At 47.7% G+C, this 14,593-nt stretch carries 19 protein-coding genes; 10 read left to right on the top strand and 9 right to left on the bottom strand.

What is annotated here, in order from left to right:
* Positions 1-44: 44 nt before the first annotated feature.
* Positions 45-296 carry a DUF2798 domain-containing protein gene (locus LPA26_RS07105; protein ID WP_229007819.1) on the bottom strand — a complete coding sequence of 84 codons (252 nt, stop codon included), beginning with the start codon at positions 294-296 and terminating at the stop codon, positions 45-47.
* 115 nt (positions 297-411) lie between these two features.
* On the opposite strand from LPA26_RS07105, the gene LPA26_RS07100 reads away from it, so the two are divergent.
* On the top strand, positions 412-1,335 hold the full coding sequence (locus LPA26_RS07100) for a LysR family transcriptional regulator (protein ID WP_229007818.1): 924 nt from the start codon (positions 412-414) through the stop codon (positions 1,333-1,335).
* 110 nt (positions 1,336-1,445) lie between these two features.
* Positions 1,446-2,516: a bifunctional DNA-binding transcriptional regulator/O6-methylguanine-DNA methyltransferase Ada gene (ada, locus tag LPA26_RS07095; RefSeq protein WP_229007817.1), complete on the top strand. Its 1,071-nt coding sequence runs from the start codon at positions 1,446-1,448 to the stop codon at positions 2,514-2,516.
* Here the strand turns inward: ada and LPA26_RS07090 are convergent.
* Positions 2,513-3,409, bottom strand: coding sequence for a LysR family transcriptional regulator (locus LPA26_RS07090; RefSeq protein WP_229007816.1), 897 nt, complete (start codon positions 3,407-3,409; stop codon positions 2,513-2,515). The two genes, ada and LPA26_RS07090, sit on opposite strands and share 4 nt — an antisense overlap.
* 153 nt (positions 3,410-3,562) lie before the next feature.
* Here LPA26_RS07090 and LPA26_RS07085 point away from each other — a divergent pair, with 153 nt between their 5' ends.
* Complete coding sequence (locus LPA26_RS07085; RefSeq protein ID WP_229007815.1) at positions 3,563-4,321, top strand: SDR family NAD(P)-dependent oxidoreductase; 759 nt, start codon at positions 3,563-3,565, stop codon at positions 4,319-4,321.
* A 65-nt stretch (positions 4,322-4,386) separates the two neighbouring features.
* Here the strand turns inward: LPA26_RS07085 and LPA26_RS07080 are convergent, their stop codons facing one another.
* The 3 genes from LPA26_RS07080 to LPA26_RS07070 all read right to left on the bottom strand — a co-directional run bounded on the left by LPA26_RS07080 (position 4,387) and on the right by LPA26_RS07070 (position 6,483).
* Positions 4,387-5,244 carry a DUF6279 family lipoprotein gene (locus tag LPA26_RS07080; protein WP_229007814.1) on the bottom strand — a complete coding sequence of 286 codons (858 nt, stop codon included), beginning with the start codon at positions 5,242-5,244 and terminating at the stop codon, positions 4,387-4,389.
* A gap of 212 nt (positions 5,245-5,456) precedes the next feature.
* Entirely contained in the window at positions 5,457-6,014 is a 558-nt protein-coding gene (locus LPA26_RS07075) for a YMGG-like glycine zipper-containing protein (RefSeq protein WP_229007813.1), read from the bottom strand.
* Positions 6,015-6,018: 4 nt separating this feature from the next.
* Positions 6,019-6,483, bottom strand: coding sequence for a hypothetical protein (locus LPA26_RS07070; RefSeq protein WP_229007812.1), 465 nt, complete (start codon positions 6,481-6,483; stop codon positions 6,019-6,021).
* A 275-nt stretch (positions 6,484-6,758) separates the two neighbouring features.
* Here LPA26_RS07070 and LPA26_RS07065 point away from each other — a divergent pair, with 275 nt between their 5' ends.
* From LPA26_RS07065 to pqqA, 5 genes are all read left to right on the top strand, one after another.
* The gene (locus LPA26_RS07065; RefSeq protein WP_229007811.1) at positions 6,759-7,331 is read left to right on the top strand and encodes a hypothetical protein; all 573 of its coding nucleotides are present in this window, start codon (positions 6,759-6,761) and stop codon (positions 7,329-7,331) included.
* On the top strand, positions 7,331-8,389 hold the full coding sequence (locus LPA26_RS07060; RefSeq protein WP_229007810.1) for an aldo/keto reductase: 1,059 nt from the start codon (positions 7,331-7,333) through the stop codon (positions 8,387-8,389). The genes LPA26_RS07065 and LPA26_RS07060 overlap by 1 nt, the downstream gene beginning before the upstream one ends.
* Before the next feature lie 67 nt (positions 8,390-8,456).
* Positions 8,457-9,542 (top strand): phospholipase A, encoded by a 1,086-nt coding sequence (locus LPA26_RS07055; RefSeq protein ID WP_055826516.1) that lies wholly within the window; start codon positions 8,457-8,459, stop codon positions 9,540-9,542.
* Between the two features lie 57 nt (positions 9,543-9,599).
* Positions 9,600-10,754 (top strand): Na+/H+ antiporter NhaA, encoded by a 1,155-nt coding sequence (nhaA, locus tag LPA26_RS07050; RefSeq protein WP_229007809.1) that lies wholly within the window; start codon positions 9,600-9,602, stop codon positions 10,752-10,754.
* 114 nt (positions 10,755-10,868) lie between these two features.
* The gene (pqqA, locus tag LPA26_RS14285) at positions 10,869-10,940 is read left to right on the top strand and encodes a pyrroloquinoline quinone precursor peptide PqqA (protein WP_081624291.1); all 72 of its coding nucleotides are present in this window, start codon (positions 10,869-10,871) and stop codon (positions 10,938-10,940) included.
* A gap of 74 nt (positions 10,941-11,014) precedes the next feature.
* On the opposite strand, the gene LPA26_RS07040 is transcribed toward pqqA, so the two are convergent.
* Together LPA26_RS07040 and LPA26_RS07035 are read right to left on the bottom strand one after the other, a co-directional pair.
* Positions 11,015-11,509, bottom strand: coding sequence for a pyridoxamine 5'-phosphate oxidase family protein (locus LPA26_RS07040; protein WP_055826508.1), 495 nt, complete (start codon positions 11,507-11,509; stop codon positions 11,015-11,017).
* Between the two features lie 66 nt (positions 11,510-11,575).
* Positions 11,576-11,773, bottom strand: coding sequence for a hypothetical protein (locus LPA26_RS07035; RefSeq protein WP_055826504.1), 198 nt, complete (start codon positions 11,771-11,773; stop codon positions 11,576-11,578).
* A 310-nt stretch (positions 11,774-12,083) separates the two neighbouring features.
* Here LPA26_RS07035 and LPA26_RS07030 point away from each other — a divergent pair, with 310 nt between their 5' ends.
* A complete protein-coding gene (locus tag LPA26_RS07030; protein ID WP_055826501.1) occupies positions 12,084-12,326 on the top strand; it encodes a DUF2171 domain-containing protein in 243 nt (80 codons plus the stop codon).
* Positions 12,327-12,391: 65 nt separating this feature from the next.
* On the opposite strand, the gene LPA26_RS07025 is transcribed toward LPA26_RS07030, so the two are convergent.
* Positions 12,392-12,856 carry a PA2169 family four-helix-bundle protein gene (locus tag LPA26_RS07025; protein WP_229007808.1) on the bottom strand — a complete coding sequence of 155 codons (465 nt, stop codon included), beginning with the start codon at positions 12,854-12,856 and terminating at the stop codon, positions 12,392-12,394.
* A 403-nt stretch (positions 12,857-13,259) separates the two neighbouring features.
* Here LPA26_RS07025 and LPA26_RS07020 point away from each other — a divergent pair, with 403 nt between their 5' ends.
* Positions 13,260-13,862, top strand: coding sequence for a Yip1 family protein (locus tag LPA26_RS07020; protein ID WP_055868027.1), 603 nt, complete (start codon positions 13,260-13,262; stop codon positions 13,860-13,862).
* Between the two features lie 93 nt (positions 13,863-13,955).
* Here the strand turns inward: LPA26_RS07020 and LPA26_RS07015 are convergent, their stop codons facing one another.
* Positions 13,956-14,573: a response regulator transcription factor gene (locus tag LPA26_RS07015; RefSeq protein ID WP_055826491.1), complete on the bottom strand. Its 618-nt coding sequence runs from the start codon at positions 14,571-14,573 to the stop codon at positions 13,956-13,958.
* Positions 14,574-14,593: the final 20 nt, after the last annotated feature.

The raw sequence follows: 14,593 nt of genomic DNA, 5'->3' as shown, positions 1-14,593 counted from the left end.
GGCTATCTTTGCAGAAACGCAAAAGATAGCCGGTTGAAGTCTTGTTAATCAGTGTGTACCACGACTGATACCAGGTGCATCACGACCGGCCTGACAATCAGCACGCAAAAAAATGCCACCGGCATTGCCAGCGTGTAGGCGTGCAATACACGCCAAATATATCCGCTATGGATGCCACTATTCGCCGCCACAATCACCATGGACATTAAAAAAGCCATGATGCCTGCCATAAAGAAAGCAAACACATAAGGGGTAAACCTTTTTGGAATTCTGTATGTATTGCTTACTTGTTTCATTTTCTCCTCCATATTCGAAGCGACACTTTATTCGTATTTTTATTGGTCCGGTAGAAGATTGATTATTTATTCATCTTAAAGATAAACTATCGAATACATTCATTATTCGATAGTTATGGATACGCTCAGAAGTATTGAAAGTTTCGTCAAAGCGGTACAGGCAGGCAGCATTGCTGCCGGTGCGCGCTTACAAGGCATCACTGCTGCAGCAGCCAGCCAGAATATACAGCGTCTTGAAAAGTCACTCGGCACGCGCTTGCTGATTCGTACCACGCGCAATCTGGCGATGACGGAAAGTGGCGAGCTGTATTATGCAGAAGTTGAGCATCTCATTGAGGGGCTCGCACGTGCGCAATCTGCAGTGACTGAGTTTCATGGCCAGCCGCAAGGGCGTTTACGGGTAGGCACCTCCGTGGCTTTCGGGCGGCATATCCTGATGCCTTTGATTCCGGTATTTGCGCGCCATTTTCCTAAACTGTCGATTGAGGTCGTGTTATCTGACCGCAGCCTGGATCACGTCACCGAAGATATTGATGTCAGTATCCGCTTCAAGGAACAGCTGGAACCTGGCCTGGTCGCCAGGAAGATTGCAACCGCACCTGTCGTCTATTGTGCTTCTCCAGACTATTTGCAACGAAAAGGCATCCCGAACAATCCAGAAGCGTTGTCGCAGCATGACTGCCTGATGTTTCGTGTGCCTGTGGATGGTCGTCTATTCAGCTGGACATTTGTCCGTCAAGGTATCCGTTATGCGCCCGAAATCATGCCCAGCATCATTTGCAATGACATTGACTCACTGCATCGCCTGGTGCTTGAAGGCGCGGGGATTACGCGCCTGGCGACATTTATCGCCAATAAAGATATTAACCGGGGAGCGCTAGTCGCATTATTTCAGCCCGATCCTGCCAGCGCTGACGAGGTTCAATCGGATACAGTTCCACTGGAGTTCTACGCCTGTTTCCGTGACCGGCATGCCATCACCAACAAAGTGCGGGCGTTTGTAGACTACCTGGTGAGTGCCATTCCGCAAAGCTGGTAAATGTGGAAAACGCATCGCAGTAATTCAAAAGCAAGAATCGGCGTTCTTGATTTTTTATTTCCGGGTATCTTTGAGATTATCCAAACAAGTTCAAGCAGGATAGTGTGATCATGCATAATGACCGTGAACCAGATATCAGGAGGGATCCCCGCTGGCAGCAAGTGCTCACGCGAGACCGTGACGCAGACGGAGCATTCTTTTATTCAGTAAAAACCACCGGCATTTACTGTCGCCCATCGTGTGGCGCACGGCTACCTTTGCCGGAAAATGTTGAATTTCACGTGACCGCCAGCGAGGCAGAGAAAGCCGGGTTCCGGCCCTGCAAGCGTTGCAAACCAGATCAACTCGTTTTATCGGCTGCACATGCAGAAAAGGTTGCCGAAGCCTGTCGCCTGATAGAAAGTGCTGAAGTAGCGCCTACGCTGACGCAGTTGGCCGCTCACGTAGCATTAAGCAGATATCACTTTCACCGGCTGTTCAAATCCATGACTGGATTAACCCCTAAAGCTTATGCGTCGGCGCATAGAGCACACAACGTGCGTCAAAATCTACAAGCCAATATCAATATCACCGATGCCACTTATGAGGCAGGCTATGAATCGAATAGCCGCTTTTATGAAAAATCCAACCAGACCTTGGGCATGAAGCTTTCGCAATATAAGAGAGGCGGCGCTAATACCGAGATCCGTTTTGCCCTGGCTGAATGTTCCCTAGGTAGCCTCCTGGTAGCCAGCAGTGCCAAAGGTATATGCGCAATTTCCATGGGTGATGCTCCGGATACTTTATTACGTGAATTGCAGGATAAGTTTCCTCAGGCGAATCTCATTGGTGGTGATGCTGGATATGAGTCGCTTGTCGCACAAGTGGTGGGTTTTATCGAAGCACCCAAGCTCGGATTGGAATTGCCATTGGACATACAAGGGACGGCTTTCCAGCAAAGGGTGTGGCAAGCCTTGCGTGAGATTCCTTGCGGAAAGACCATTAGCTACAGTCAGTTAGCCCAAAAACTAGGTATGCCAAAAGCGGTACGGGCAGTGGCCAGCGCTTGTGCAGCCAATACACTGGCGGTGGTGATCCCCTGCCATCGCGTGGTCAGGCTGGATGGTTCACTTTCCGGTTATCGCTGGGGTGTGGAGCGTAAAAAGATGTTGATTGAATCAGAAAAAATGAAGAGTCGTTAAAGCTGCGTTTTAATCACTTCGCTTAGCCAGTCCATAAAAATACGTACCCGCTTGGACAGATTGCGTCTATGCGGGAAAAGAAGTGAAACTGGCATAGCTGGCGCTGTGCTATTACGCAAAATCTCAACCAGGTTACCACTAGCCAAAAGTTCATGCGCGCCAAACCTGGGCGCTTGCATGATGCCTAGTCCGGCGGCGCAGGCTGCGCGATAGGCATCCGTGTTATTGACGCAGATACGGCTTTTCATTTTATAGCTTTGTGATTTTCCATTTGAATTGTATTCAAATGCATCGAATCGCTTGTTGGTACTGGTCTGGTAATGAATCAGGTAGTGGTTCTGTAAATCTTCAATACTGCGTGGTTCACCATGTTCGGCAATATAGGCGGGACTGGCAAAGTTGGTTTGCTGCATCTCTCCTATTTTGCGCATGATCATGCCGGATTCTTCGACCTCGCCAGTCCTCACCACACAGTCATAACCTTCGCTGATCAGGTCTACTTTGCGGTCTTCGCTGCTGATGTCTATGGACAGGTTAGGGTAGCGTTGCAGGAATGCCGGTAATGCGGGAATCACCAGATGCCGTGCCATCGGGTGTGACATATTGACGCGGATGACGCCGGAAATTTGACTGTCATCGCTTATAAACAGGGTTTCCAGTTCTTCTATTTCACTGAGCACATCTTTGCTTTTCTCATAAAACAGTTGCCCATCCGGTGTCAGTTGCACAGTACGTGTGGTGCGGTGAAACAGCTGGGTTTGCAATCTGGTTTCCAGTTGCTGTATGGCTTGCGAGACGCTGGCTTTGGGCAATGCCAAGCTTTCTGCAGCTTTGGTAAAACTACCCAGTTCAGCCACGCGAACGAAACGTCTTAAGCTTTCATTGATGTCCATCTTCTACCCCACCATATTTAACAAATTACTGTTCATTTAATGTGAACAGTATAGTCAAATTTTGCATATTTATCTGCTATGTTAATACCAATAAACTTAACTTGCTTTAAATACTTTCTTTGAATTACGTTTAATCATTTTAGGAGATAACAAATGGCTACAAAAATTGGATTAATCACTGGCGGCAGCCGTGGATTGGGTAAAAACACCGCATTGGCAATGGCACGTCAAGGCATCGATGTGGTGCTGACTTACCAAAGCAAACAGGACCTTGCTCAGGAAACGGTGAATGAAATTGTGGCGCTAGGCCGCAAAGCAGTGGCGCTGCAACTGGATGTAGCAAAGGTCAGCAGTTTTGATGCTTTTACCAATACGTTGAAACAGGCGTTACAAACAGAATGGCAAACCGGTAAATTTGATTTCCTGATTAACAATGCGGGCACTGGTATCACTGCACCATTTGCGGAAACCACTGAGCAGATTTTTGATGACATGGTGAATATCCACCTGAAATCTACTTTCTTCGTCACGCAGAAATTGCTGCCATTGATCAATGATGGTGGTCGCATCATCAATATTTCCAGTGGCCTTGCACGATTTACTTTACCTGGCTACAGCGCTTATGCGGCCATGAAAGGTGGCATCGAGGTGCTGACGCGCTATATGGCTAAAGAGTTGGGGGCAAGGGGGATTGCGGTAAATACTGTGGCCCCGGGTGCGATTGAAACCGATTTTGGCCAGGGCCTAGTACGGGACAACAAGGATGTGAATGCGTTCATAGCCTCAGAAACCGCGCTTGGCCGCGTTGGGGTGCCGGATGATATCGGCCCCATGATTACCAGTTTGCTGTCTGAAGATAACCGCTGGGTGAATGCGCAACGGATAGAGGCATCAGGCGGGATGTTGATTTAATAAGCGCATGGATAAAAAAACAGGCATTCTCATGCCTGTTTTTTTCTCACCTTAAATCCATCAGGTTATTTGCTTTGCAGTTGGGTGAATTGCATCTTGTAATCTTCCACCCACTGTTGAGCATGCAACCGTTGTTTCGCATTTGTACTTGCATGCAGGCTGGCGATGGTTTCACAGGTTTGTTGCGTGATTTTATCTATGTGCGCCTGGTAAGCCAGATTGGGACTGTTTTGCATACGCTCAAAACCTGCCCGGACCAGTTGTGATTTTTCTTCGTTTGACGTGGAAGGGTTTCGTAGGGCTTTTAAAATATTCAACGCATCTTCATCACGCCGTAGAATTTCAGAGTAGATGGTAGCCGGATCCACATTATTCCTGGCAATGCTTTGTTTTAAGATGTTTATTTGTTTTTCGTTTAAATCCCCGTATATTTTTTCAGCATACTCTTTGGATTTCTCCAGTCTCACCTCGCGCTGTTCTTCGGCGGTTTCCTGCCACCATTCCTCTTTCCATTCTGCATTGCGTTTTTCCAGCTTTTGCTGGAAATGCTGCAATTGTTTATCGCTCAGGGTAGCGCCTATGTCCACAATGATAGGGATGAATTTCGTTTGCAGCGCCTGCGCATTTGATTTGATGGATTCAATACGCTGGCAGGCGGTTTCTGCAGTCACCTCATGGCCTAGATCGTTGTTTATTTCATCCAGCAACGCCACATAACGAGGCAGCTCGTTTTTACGGTGCCATGCATGCAACTCCTGCAGCGCTGGTTTAAGTTTGGCTTTTTGCGCATCGCTGAAATTAAAGTAATCATCCAGCCGCCATGCGATCAGCGCAGGCGCGTTGTTATAAGCGGTTTTTACCACACTACAACTGAGGGTTGAAAAAGCGAGCGCCAGGATAAACAGGTTTTTAATTATTTGCATGACTCTAGGACCACGCCTGCAATACTTAAGTTTGCGATGCAGTGATTTATAGCTAGTGTTTTATTGTGAAACTGACCTGGCTCGCCAGCAGCGCTATTTTGCCGAACCCATCTTTACACATGCGCACCTGTGCCTGCGTATGCGCGGCCCGGAATAGAAAATGAACAGGCAGTCGCCATCAGGCAGCGCAAGATGGCTGCCTGTTTGGTTTATTAACGTTGATAGCCAGGGGGTGGCGGTGGAGGAGGGTAGTAGGTTGACCTCTCAGGAGGCGTGCCTATCGTAGTTTGCGTTCTGGTGATTTGGGTTGAGCTGGTGCCCTGGGTATAGGTTTTAGCCATGCTGGCAGGCACGGGGATTTTATGACCTGCCGCATACATACATTGAAAATACGCATTGTCGTATTTTTGCTGGGCATTCTCGCCACTAGCCGCGGCGGTATCTGCGCCAATCGCACCGCCGGATAATGCGCCCACACCGGCACCAATCGCAGCACCCTGGCCACCGCCAGCGGCAGCGCCTATCGCGGCACCGATGACAGTGCCGACTGCGGTGGTCGCGGCCAGACTCTCGTTATATTGCTGATTGACCGATTTGGAACCGATCTGCGTCATGGCAAAATCCCGGCAGGATAAATCGGCACTCCTGAATGTGTTGAAGTCTTTGCCGGTGCCGGGTAAGGCCATCTTGCTAGGGCCGGTCGGGGTTGTTGCGCAGGCCGTTAAAGCCAGCGTCAAACTGACAAGCGCAATATTTGTTGTCTTGCTCATATGCTTATTTCGCCGAAGTCGCTGGAGGTGTTGGTGTCACCTGTTTCCAGCCGGCCGGGCATTCTTTCACGTATGGATAATAAGTATCTGACTGCTCACAGTAATACCAGTAACCCTGACTGTTACCTGCGCTGGTAGAAGGCGCAGCCTGTGCTGGTGGCTGAGCGTTGGCGTTGGCATCAGGCACTGAAGTGATACTCCCCCCCTGTTCGATATACACCTGAGGTTGTGGTGGTTGTGTCACAATCACCTGCGGCTGGCTGTAAGCATATGGGTATGGGTAATAAGGATAGCCATAAGAGTATGCAAACGCTGGCGGAGGCGCATAGAACGGGTAGGGGCTGCCGACATAGACGCCTACACTGCCACGCCAGCCTCCGCGGTGACCGGGTGGATGCGCTTGTGCGATGTTGCTGATCAGCGCCAGGCTAACCAGCACACCCGCCAATATACTTGATTTCATTTTCATCATTTACTCCCAAAAAACTTCGGTAATACGCTTAGCAATTAAGACCGGAGAATAATGAAATCTATTCATAAATACCCTTGTTGTTTTGTATCGGTTTGTATCTATAGTGTTTGAAAGCGTATGGCTCTGTAGCCACATTTGTTGCCAACACGCCCAAAGTGAAACATTTCCATAAAAAGCCGCTTGATAGCCTATCTTTTTAAGGCTGCTTTTAGTAACTTGTCAAAGTGCGTACAGAGTGCGCAAGCAAATTGCTTGATTCCAGGAAGTACAAGATGCAACCTCAATCCCAATCCGTGCAGCAAATCAATTTGGCTTATGACAACCAGCAGGATCGCCTGCTGTTGAAAGCGGCTGTTAATAATGAACAGGAAGTCCGCGTATGGATTACTTTCCGTGTCGCGCGGCAAATATTCATTGTGTTAAACCGTGAGGCGCATTTGCCGGTGGCCTCGACTTCAGTGACTGCTGCCTTGCTGGATAATATGCAATCCCCGGCAGAAGCGACACGCCAGTTTGAACAGGAAGCAGAAGCAGTGCAAAACTTGGAAGCGCTGGATTTTGATACGGCTTATCAGCAACGCGGATCTTCAGTGAGTGAGCAGGAGTTATTGGCAATCGAGGCCAGGTTTGTGTCTATTAATGATCAATTGAACAGCATGCAGCTGGTATGTGCAGGCGGTATGAACGTCAATATGGGCTTGAACAAGGAGCTGGTGCTGGCGATCAGCCGCATGTTGATGATCGCCAGTAAAGACGCCGGTTGGGTTTTACCGGCAGAGAAGGAACCACAAGCCGTTTCGAGCATCGTAATGCAGGTACCAACAGAAAAGCAGGTGTTGCATTAATGGATGAGACGTATCTGGGAGACAGCGGCATCCGCGTTTCTAAAATTGCTTTGGGCACCATGACGTATGGCGACCAGAACACACAACAGGATGCAGAGAACCAGCTGGACTTTGCCCTGGCGCAAGGCATTAACTTTATCGATACCGCTGAAATGTATCCGGTGCCGCCCAAAGCCGAAACAGTCACCCGCACCGAAACCATCCTTGGCCACTGGATCAAGAAGCAACCGCGCGACCGCTTTGTACTGGCAAGCAAGATAGCCGGGCCGCGGCGCGGCATGCATTGGATCCGCGGAGGTCCTACCTCCATGGATAGGGCGAATATCCGCCAGGCCGTGCATGACAGCTTGCAGAGACTACAAACCGATTACCTGGATGTGCTTTACCTGCATTGGCCGGAGCGCAACGTGCCTATGTTTGGCCAATACCAGTTTGATCCTGAAGCTGAACTTGATAGCGGCGGCCAACCGATGGCATGGGTGCCTATTCAGCACCAGCTGGAAACGCTGGCTGAGCTGATCAAGGAAGGCAAGGTGCGCACAATCGGGCTTAGCAATGAGCAGCCCTGGGGAGTGATGGAGTTTTTAAGAATTGCGCGCGAACAGGGATTGCCGCGTATTTCTGTATTGCAGAACTGTTATAACCTGATGAACCGCGGTCTTGAGTTTGGCATGGCAGAAATCCTATACCGCGAACGTATCAGCCTGGCGGCGTATTCACCGCTGGCATTTGGCCATTTGACCGGAAAATATGTTAAAAATCCTGCCGCGCAGGGCCGGGTCACCATGTTTCTTGGTTATGCGCAGCGTTACAAAAAGCCGGGTGTGCTGGCCGCCTCCACTGCCTATGCCGCGCTGGCAAAAGCGCACGGACTGACGCCGACTCAGCTCGCTTTGAGCTTTGTCTATCACCGCTGGTTTATGGGGACTACCATTATTGGCGCGACCAACATGACGCAGCTCCAAGAAAATGTTGCTGCTTATACGGTTCACTTAAGCGATGAGGTTTTGCAAGAAATTGAGCAGTTGCATTTAATCATGATGAATCCAGCGCCCTGATGAATCAAAGATATATAGAGCGTAGTAACCACTATGCTGTTTAAAGTAATTGGATAAGGAAAATCGTATGTTAAAAAGTAATGGGCTGACTGGCCTGATGATGCTGGCATTAATGTTTTCCAGCGGCGCACATGCAGCGACCACCAATGATATGCAAAATGCTCTGCGTACCTGCAAAACCGAGTTTATCGATGATGCCAGTCGCCGGCTGGTGTGTTTTGACCAGGTTGCAGCACAATATGCAACCACGCAAGTCGCTGCCGTGGCCTTAACGCCCAAGCAGGAAAATCTTGTGAAAACGGTGGATGCCAAAACCGGCTTCCTGGCACGTAAATGGCATTTGAACCCTGATGACGAGTTGCATTTCACCGATCTGGAAACGTATCAACTGAACTACGTGGTCGGTTCGATTTCTTCTAACCCGAACGATGTACCTACCTCACCTTCCAGGCCTAACACCCAGAATAGAGATTTGAGTAACAGTGACCTGCATTTCCAGATCAGCCTGAAAACCCAACTAATGAATTTGTCTGACTGGTTGCCCGAGAATAACTGGGTACATAGCGCGAGGCTTTGGGGTGCTTACACCCAGCAATCTTTCTGGCAAGTGACCGAAAAAGACCAATCGCGCCCCATGCGTGACCACAACTATTCCCCTGAACTGATTTTGTCATTAGGCCTTAATAAACCTGGCGAAACCAAACAGTGGGCAGTCATGCCGGACATGTTGAACCTGGGCATAGTGCATGACTCCAATGGGCGTTCACAGCCACTGTCACGCAGCTGGAACAGGATTTACCTGCAAGGCGGCTGGCAACTGAACGAGCGTTACAGCCTGTTGTTCAAGCCATGGTGGCGTATTCCTGAAAGTAAATCAGAAGATGACAACCCTGACATCAGCAAGTACATGGGTTATGGCGACGTAAGCTTGCGCTGGGATAATGAAGCCAATGACACGGCTGCCAGTTTTACATTGCGCAACAATTTGCGCAGCGATAACAAAGGCTACGTGAAGGTTGATGTGCAATACAAACCACTCAAGAGCGAAAGCGTTAAATTTTACGCCATGCTGGCAAGTGGTTATGGTGTATCTCTGCTGGATTACAACCAGGCACAAACGATGTTCGGAATTGGCTTTGCCATTGGGGAGTAATCCCAAGTTTCTGTAAAAGTGTATTGGCAAGTATGTATCAAGGTAACATGACGGCTTATGTGGCTATTTAATCAACTTCGCAGGCTTTTTGCGTCCGATCAGTCAAGTAGTTTACTGCTATTGCTGTTCACCATACTGGCACTTGTTATTGCCAACAGCGGTTTAGGCGGGGAATACCATGCGTTTTGGCATGTCCACTGGTTGGATCTGAGTTTGGAAGAGTGGGTAAATGATGGGCTAATGGCCATTTTCTTTTTGCTGATTGGCCTGGAGTTGAAGCGCGAGCTATATGTCGGCGAGCTATCCAATCTCAATGATGCCCTATTGCCGACTGTTGCCGCTATCGGCGGTATGTTAACTCCGGCCCTGATCTTCTGGACATTCAATCATGGCACCGAGTACCAGTCAGGTATAGGTATCCCGATGGCAACGGATATCGCGTTTGCTATTGGAGTGCTATCGGTATTGGGATCGCGTGTACCCGTCGCTTTGAAGGTGTTCCTGGTGGCATTTGCGGTGATTGATGACCTTGGTGCGGCTATCGTGATCGCCGTGTTTTATACCTCCTCCATCTCGCTGGCTTACCTGCTCGCTGCACTGGCAGTCATCGCATGCTTATTGTTGTTGAACAGGTGGCAGGTGCGCTTTATGGTGCCTTACATACTGGGTGGCGTGATGGTGTGGTGGTTAACGCTGCAATCCGGTGTACATCCCACTGTCGCCGGCGTTGCGCTGGCGTTTACCATCCCCTTTTCAAGTGAAGACCAGGATTCACTTTCGCATAAACTTGAACATGCCCTTTATTTGCCTGTGGCTTTCCTGATTTTGCCGATTTTCGCATTTGCCAATACCGGGCTGGCGATTGATATGCGCAGTTTGCAAGACATGTTCTCTCACAGCAATAGCATAGGTATTATCGCTGGTTTACTGATTGGCAAACCGGTTGGTATTGCATTGGCAGCGTGGCTTGCCGTGAAAGCTGGCCTATGTAAGCTGCCTTCTTCGTTACGATGGGGACATATAATCGGCGCTGGTATTCTTGGCGGCATAGGCTTTACCATGTCTATTTTTATCACCAACCTGGCCTATGTTGGTGAAGAAGAAATCATCCATATCTCTAAAATGGCGATTCTGGCGGGTTCATTGTTTTCCGGGGTTATCGGCTGGTGGTGGCTTAAGATCGTGCTGCCACCGAAAACGCTCACTACGTAAAATCATGACTGATTTTTAGGGATGCTACGCAAGCCTTGAGCACGGCATCTGCGTATAGTTATTCCTAACGAGATGCATCATGTGATGCGCTCTTAACCTTCTAGGAGAATGACTATGTGGACTAAACCAGCAGCTACTGAAATGCGTTTTGGCTTTGAAGTGACTATGTACGTCATGAACAAGTAATTCAAGCGTTAACTTGCATAAACAAACCCGACCTAGTGTCGGGTTTGTTGTTTGTAAAGCCTTAAAGCCTGTTGTTATAGATGATTTAAATGTCCATGGTCGCCCAGGCCGATAGGTCTTGCGGCAACAATGGAAGCTGCCATTGCAAACAACCTGACCACGGAACTATGCGGTGCGTCCCAATATTCAGCGGTATGCGGTACAAACTTAAGCAACGCCAAATTAGGCGAATCAGGGCCATCAGGAAACCAAGGTTTTACAAATGGCGACCATAACTCTTCTTTACGCGCCTGATCTGTCACCAGCTCGCCGTAACCTGACAGGGAAATATAAGTGCCGTCAGGCTCGCCGCTAAAGGCGAGGTTTAATTCATCCAGGTGCTGCGCTTTTTCTGACGTGCTGTCAGTAAAAAACCAGATATTGCCATCACTATCCATTTCTATCGGACCCATAGGCTGGCTGATTAAAGCACCTTTGTCATCGATAAATGTGAGCATTGAAATCCTGAAGTCTTCAATCAGCTCGCCCAGTTTGGTTAGTTCTTCTGTCGTTTGAGGGTGAATTTTCATTCTTTTTCCTTTTAAATAGATCAATGTAAATTAATTCAATGGTGGTTAAGCCAGGTATTTTCTTAGTTAAGTCGTAATCGATTTTTCAGCAGATTCCCCGGTCGCAACCAAGGTAAAGTCCTCTATATTTAAATCGGGGTTTTCGCTTTCAAATCGCTCCTTGCCTATCCGGTAACTCTCTTCCATATCCTGCGCAATCACGCTGGATGTCCAAAAGGGAACGTCTTGTTTGGGTTTGCTAGCGCTTACATAAAATAAAGCCATCGAATAATCTCCTGTATTTAAAGCTAGTCTCAAGAAATAGGTTCTATATATTTCTTTACGACTACACTGTTAGTAGTAATCATAAATTTTCAGTCTTGAACTTGCCGTAGGACATTCGAGGATAAGGCTGTCAGATAACATTTATTTTTATGTCAGTCACAAGGAATCATGCATTGTCACAACCAGTTGAATATTCCTACAAAACATTCAGTCATAGTGCCCTAGAGGCTAGAGGCGGCTTGCAGGCAAAATAGAAGTTCGAATTCAGTATGCATCTGGATTAACTAATGCCAACGAAGGGAAGTTTAAAATGATTGAAGCTCATGAAATTAAAGAAGATATGCCGGTAGTGACTGCGCAAGCTGAAGAGTTCGCGGTAGTTGATCACACCACTGGGCCCGATTCGATCAAGCTGAAGAAGGATGATTCAGGCACTCACCATTACATTCCGGTTAGCTGGGTCATTTCTACTGAAGGCGGTGTGGTAAAGATTAACCGCACGCTTGAGCAAGTTAAAAAGGACTGGACCACTAAATCAATGGAAAACGTTTAACGTTTTTCACATTGTAGAAACAAAAAAGCCCTGTCATATGACAGGGCTTTTTTCTGCTTCACACCTTAGTGTACTTCAGCTGCAGCACGTGCTGCGTCACGCAAATGTTTCACTTCGTCATGGTTACGTTTAGCGCCTTCAAGTTGGCGAGTAACCACCATGCGCACGTTGATTGGCAAGTCTTTTTCAGCCGCTTTACGATAAGCCTTCAGTGCAACGTCTTCACCGCGTTCTGCTTCATTCAACACTGCGACTGTGTCATTGCTGGTCAACGCTGTTTTCAAATCAATCCAGCGTCTATGCAACGCGCCGCCCAAGGTGCTTGAATCGGCAGGATCGCCACCTAATGAACGCACCAGACCTTGCAGTTCTTTCACGCTGGAAGCGACCTCTAAAGAGCGGCGTAAAAAGAATGCTTTCAACTGTGGGTCGTCCACATTTTCTGCTGAACTGCGGAATCCTTCTTCACCATCTTTAGAAGTTTCAATCAAATCATTGAGTGTAGAAATTATTTCGTCGTTATCTGCCATGTCGTTCTCCAAAGTTAAAATTTAAGAGTAGAAATGTCAGTATGCCAACAGCACCTCGCCATCTGAATCAGAGAGAGTCGTAAATACCTGTAGGAATGCCTTTACAATAAAATATAGGCGCTCACGAAACTTTGCTATGCGATATTTCAGCGTGGTTATTTTCATTGAGTCTTGCCTTGGAAGCAAATAACGGAGCATGCGCGAAAGGCGGGTATCAATGATTTTAGTCAGGATTTTAGTCAGGCTAACATTGTGGGAATCTACTTCATGCGAAATGTGCTTTTTCCTACATCCAAATCAGACGCAGTCTTGTAGTGACTTTTCTGCAACGCTGGATAATGGCTACTAACGGGCTTTTGAATCTAAGCCATCACCAATTTTTAATAGTAGTCAGGAGTACGTTATGAATCTCATCCGCTTGTTTAGTTATGTCACGCCTAAAAGCAGGGAAAAAAGCTTTAAAGCTGAAAAACCCAGTGCCATGCAGTTAATGTTGTTCTATGTACTGCCGCTGTCGCTGATTCCATGCGCGATGATGTATTTCCGTTTGTACCATAATTACCCGAAACAGTTTATGGATACCTTACCCGGTAACCGGTTGATGGTTATCAGTGCCGAGCTGCTTTTGTTACAGATCAGTGTCATTTTAGCGATGGCCTGGATTACGCAGAACCTGGCAGAAATGGTGAATAGGAAGCCATCGTTTCGTGACTCGTTACTGATGATTGCGATCGCCACTACACCATTATGGCTAACTTCTATTTTTTATGTAGTGCCTAGCCTGAGCTTTAATGTGATTGTGCATGCGGTGGCGGTGTTGATTTCAATCGGCCTGGTTTATCGTGGGGTGAAATATATATTCACGATACAAGAGCGTGGTGCGATCGCAACACTGACACTAGCGATTGTTTGTACTGCCGGCTTGGGATTTGCCGTGGTGATGATCGGATCCCTGATTTCATGGGAAGCGATTGAACAATTGCAATTCGCGGTCAAAAAGTCCTAGATATTGATTATTAAAAAAACCTGCGCTCGGTTGAGTGCAGGTTTTTTTGTTTTAATCTGATATGTGAATTAAAGGTGGCGAGCAACTCAGCGCTTAATTAATCAGGTGATGATCAAGCGCATAGTGGATTAACGAAGCATTATTATGCATATTCATTTTCTTCAGTATCTTGGACCTGAATACACTGACCGAACCGGGTGCGATAGAAAGCTCTTCCGCCACTGAATTTACCGCCTGTCCTTTAATCAGTTTAAAAAACACCTGCAGTTCTCGAATAGACAAGCGCTCATGAAGTAAAGGGTGATCTCTTTCATCCAGCTTCTCATGCGTCGACGCATAATAGGTCTGGCCACGTGCCAAGGCCTTAATCGCCGGCACTACTTGTGCGCTGGTGGCGGTGTAAGACAGATAGCCTCTGCAGCCTAGGCGGGTGAAATTCGCCATCCGGTCTACCTGGTCACTGCCATTAATAATCAATATGGCTAAATTCGGGTAAGCCTGTTTCAGGTCACAAAAAGTTTCCAAGCCGTTTTTATTGGGCGCGGAAACGTCCAGTACCACTACATCAAATTGCTGGGTGCGGATTTTTTCGATGGCTTCACCGACATCACTCACTTCTTCAGCGAGATGCATGGTGCCATCGGCGTCTATCAAGGCTTTTAGTGCGTTATGACTTAACTCATGGCCATAGAGTAATAATATTTTTTTCATTTCTTCGTCTCCAGATCAAA

It is taken from the genome of Methylophilus sp. Leaf408, assembly GCF_916856905.1.
GTDB lineage: Bacteria > Pseudomonadota > Gammaproteobacteria > Burkholderiales > Methylophilaceae > Methylophilus.
Note: the sequence above shows the minus strand (reverse complement) of the source record. Positions and strands in the feature narration are given on the sequence as shown.

Bases quoted from the DNA above. Each gene is read 5' to 3' on its own strand.
- LPA26_RS07105 (WP_229007819.1), bottom strand. From the start codon at position 296: ATGAAACAAGTAAGCAATACATACAGAATTCCAAAAAGGTTTACCCCT.
- LPA26_RS07100 (WP_229007818.1), top strand. From the start codon at position 412: ATGGATACGCTCAGAAGTATTGAAAGTTTCGTCAAAGCGGTACAGGCA.
- ada (WP_229007817.1), top strand. From the start codon at position 1,446: ATGCATAATGACCGTGAACCAGATATCAGGAGGGATCCCCGCTGGCAG.
- LPA26_RS07090 (WP_229007816.1), bottom strand. From the start codon at position 3,409: ATGGACATCAATGAAAGCTTAAGACGTTTCGTTCGCGTGGCTGAACTG.
- LPA26_RS07085 (WP_229007815.1), top strand. From the start codon at position 3,563: ATGGCTACAAAAATTGGATTAATCACTGGCGGCAGCCGTGGATTGGGT.
- LPA26_RS07080 (WP_229007814.1), bottom strand. From the start codon at position 5,244: ATGCAAATAATTAAAAACCTGTTTATCCTGGCGCTCGCTTTTTCAACC.
- LPA26_RS07075 (WP_229007813.1), bottom strand. From the start codon at position 6,014: ATGAGCAAGACAACAAATATTGCGCTTGTCAGTTTGACGCTGGCTTTA.
- LPA26_RS07070 (WP_229007812.1), bottom strand. From the start codon at position 6,483: ATGAAAATGAAATCAAGTATATTGGCGGGTGTGCTGGTTAGCCTGGCG.
- LPA26_RS07065 (WP_229007811.1), top strand. From the start codon at position 6,759: ATGCAACCTCAATCCCAATCCGTGCAGCAAATCAATTTGGCTTATGAC.
- LPA26_RS07060 (WP_229007810.1), top strand. From the start codon at position 7,331: ATGGATGAGACGTATCTGGGAGACAGCGGCATCCGCGTTTCTAAAATT.
- LPA26_RS07055 (WP_055826516.1), top strand. From the start codon at position 8,457: ATGTTAAAAAGTAATGGGCTGACTGGCCTGATGATGCTGGCATTAATG.
- nhaA (WP_229007809.1), top strand. From the start codon at position 9,600: ATGTGGCTATTTAATCAACTTCGCAGGCTTTTTGCGTCCGATCAGTCA.
- LPA26_RS07040 (WP_055826508.1), bottom strand. From the start codon at position 11,509: ATGAAAATTCACCCTCAAACGACAGAAGAACTAACCAAACTGGGCGAG.
- LPA26_RS07035 (WP_055826504.1), bottom strand. From the start codon at position 11,773: ATGGCTTTATTTTATGTAAGCGCTAGCAAACCCAAACAAGACGTTCCC.
- LPA26_RS07030 (WP_055826501.1), top strand. From the start codon at position 12,084: ATGATTGAAGCTCATGAAATTAAAGAAGATATGCCGGTAGTGACTGCG.
- LPA26_RS07025 (WP_229007808.1), bottom strand. From the start codon at position 12,856: ATGGCAGATAACGACGAAATAATTTCTACACTCAATGATTTGATTGAA.
- LPA26_RS07020 (WP_055868027.1), top strand. From the start codon at position 13,260: ATGAATCTCATCCGCTTGTTTAGTTATGTCACGCCTAAAAGCAGGGAA.
- LPA26_RS07015 (WP_055826491.1), bottom strand. From the start codon at position 14,573: ATGAAAAAAATATTATTACTCTATGGCCATGAGTTAAGTCATAACGCA.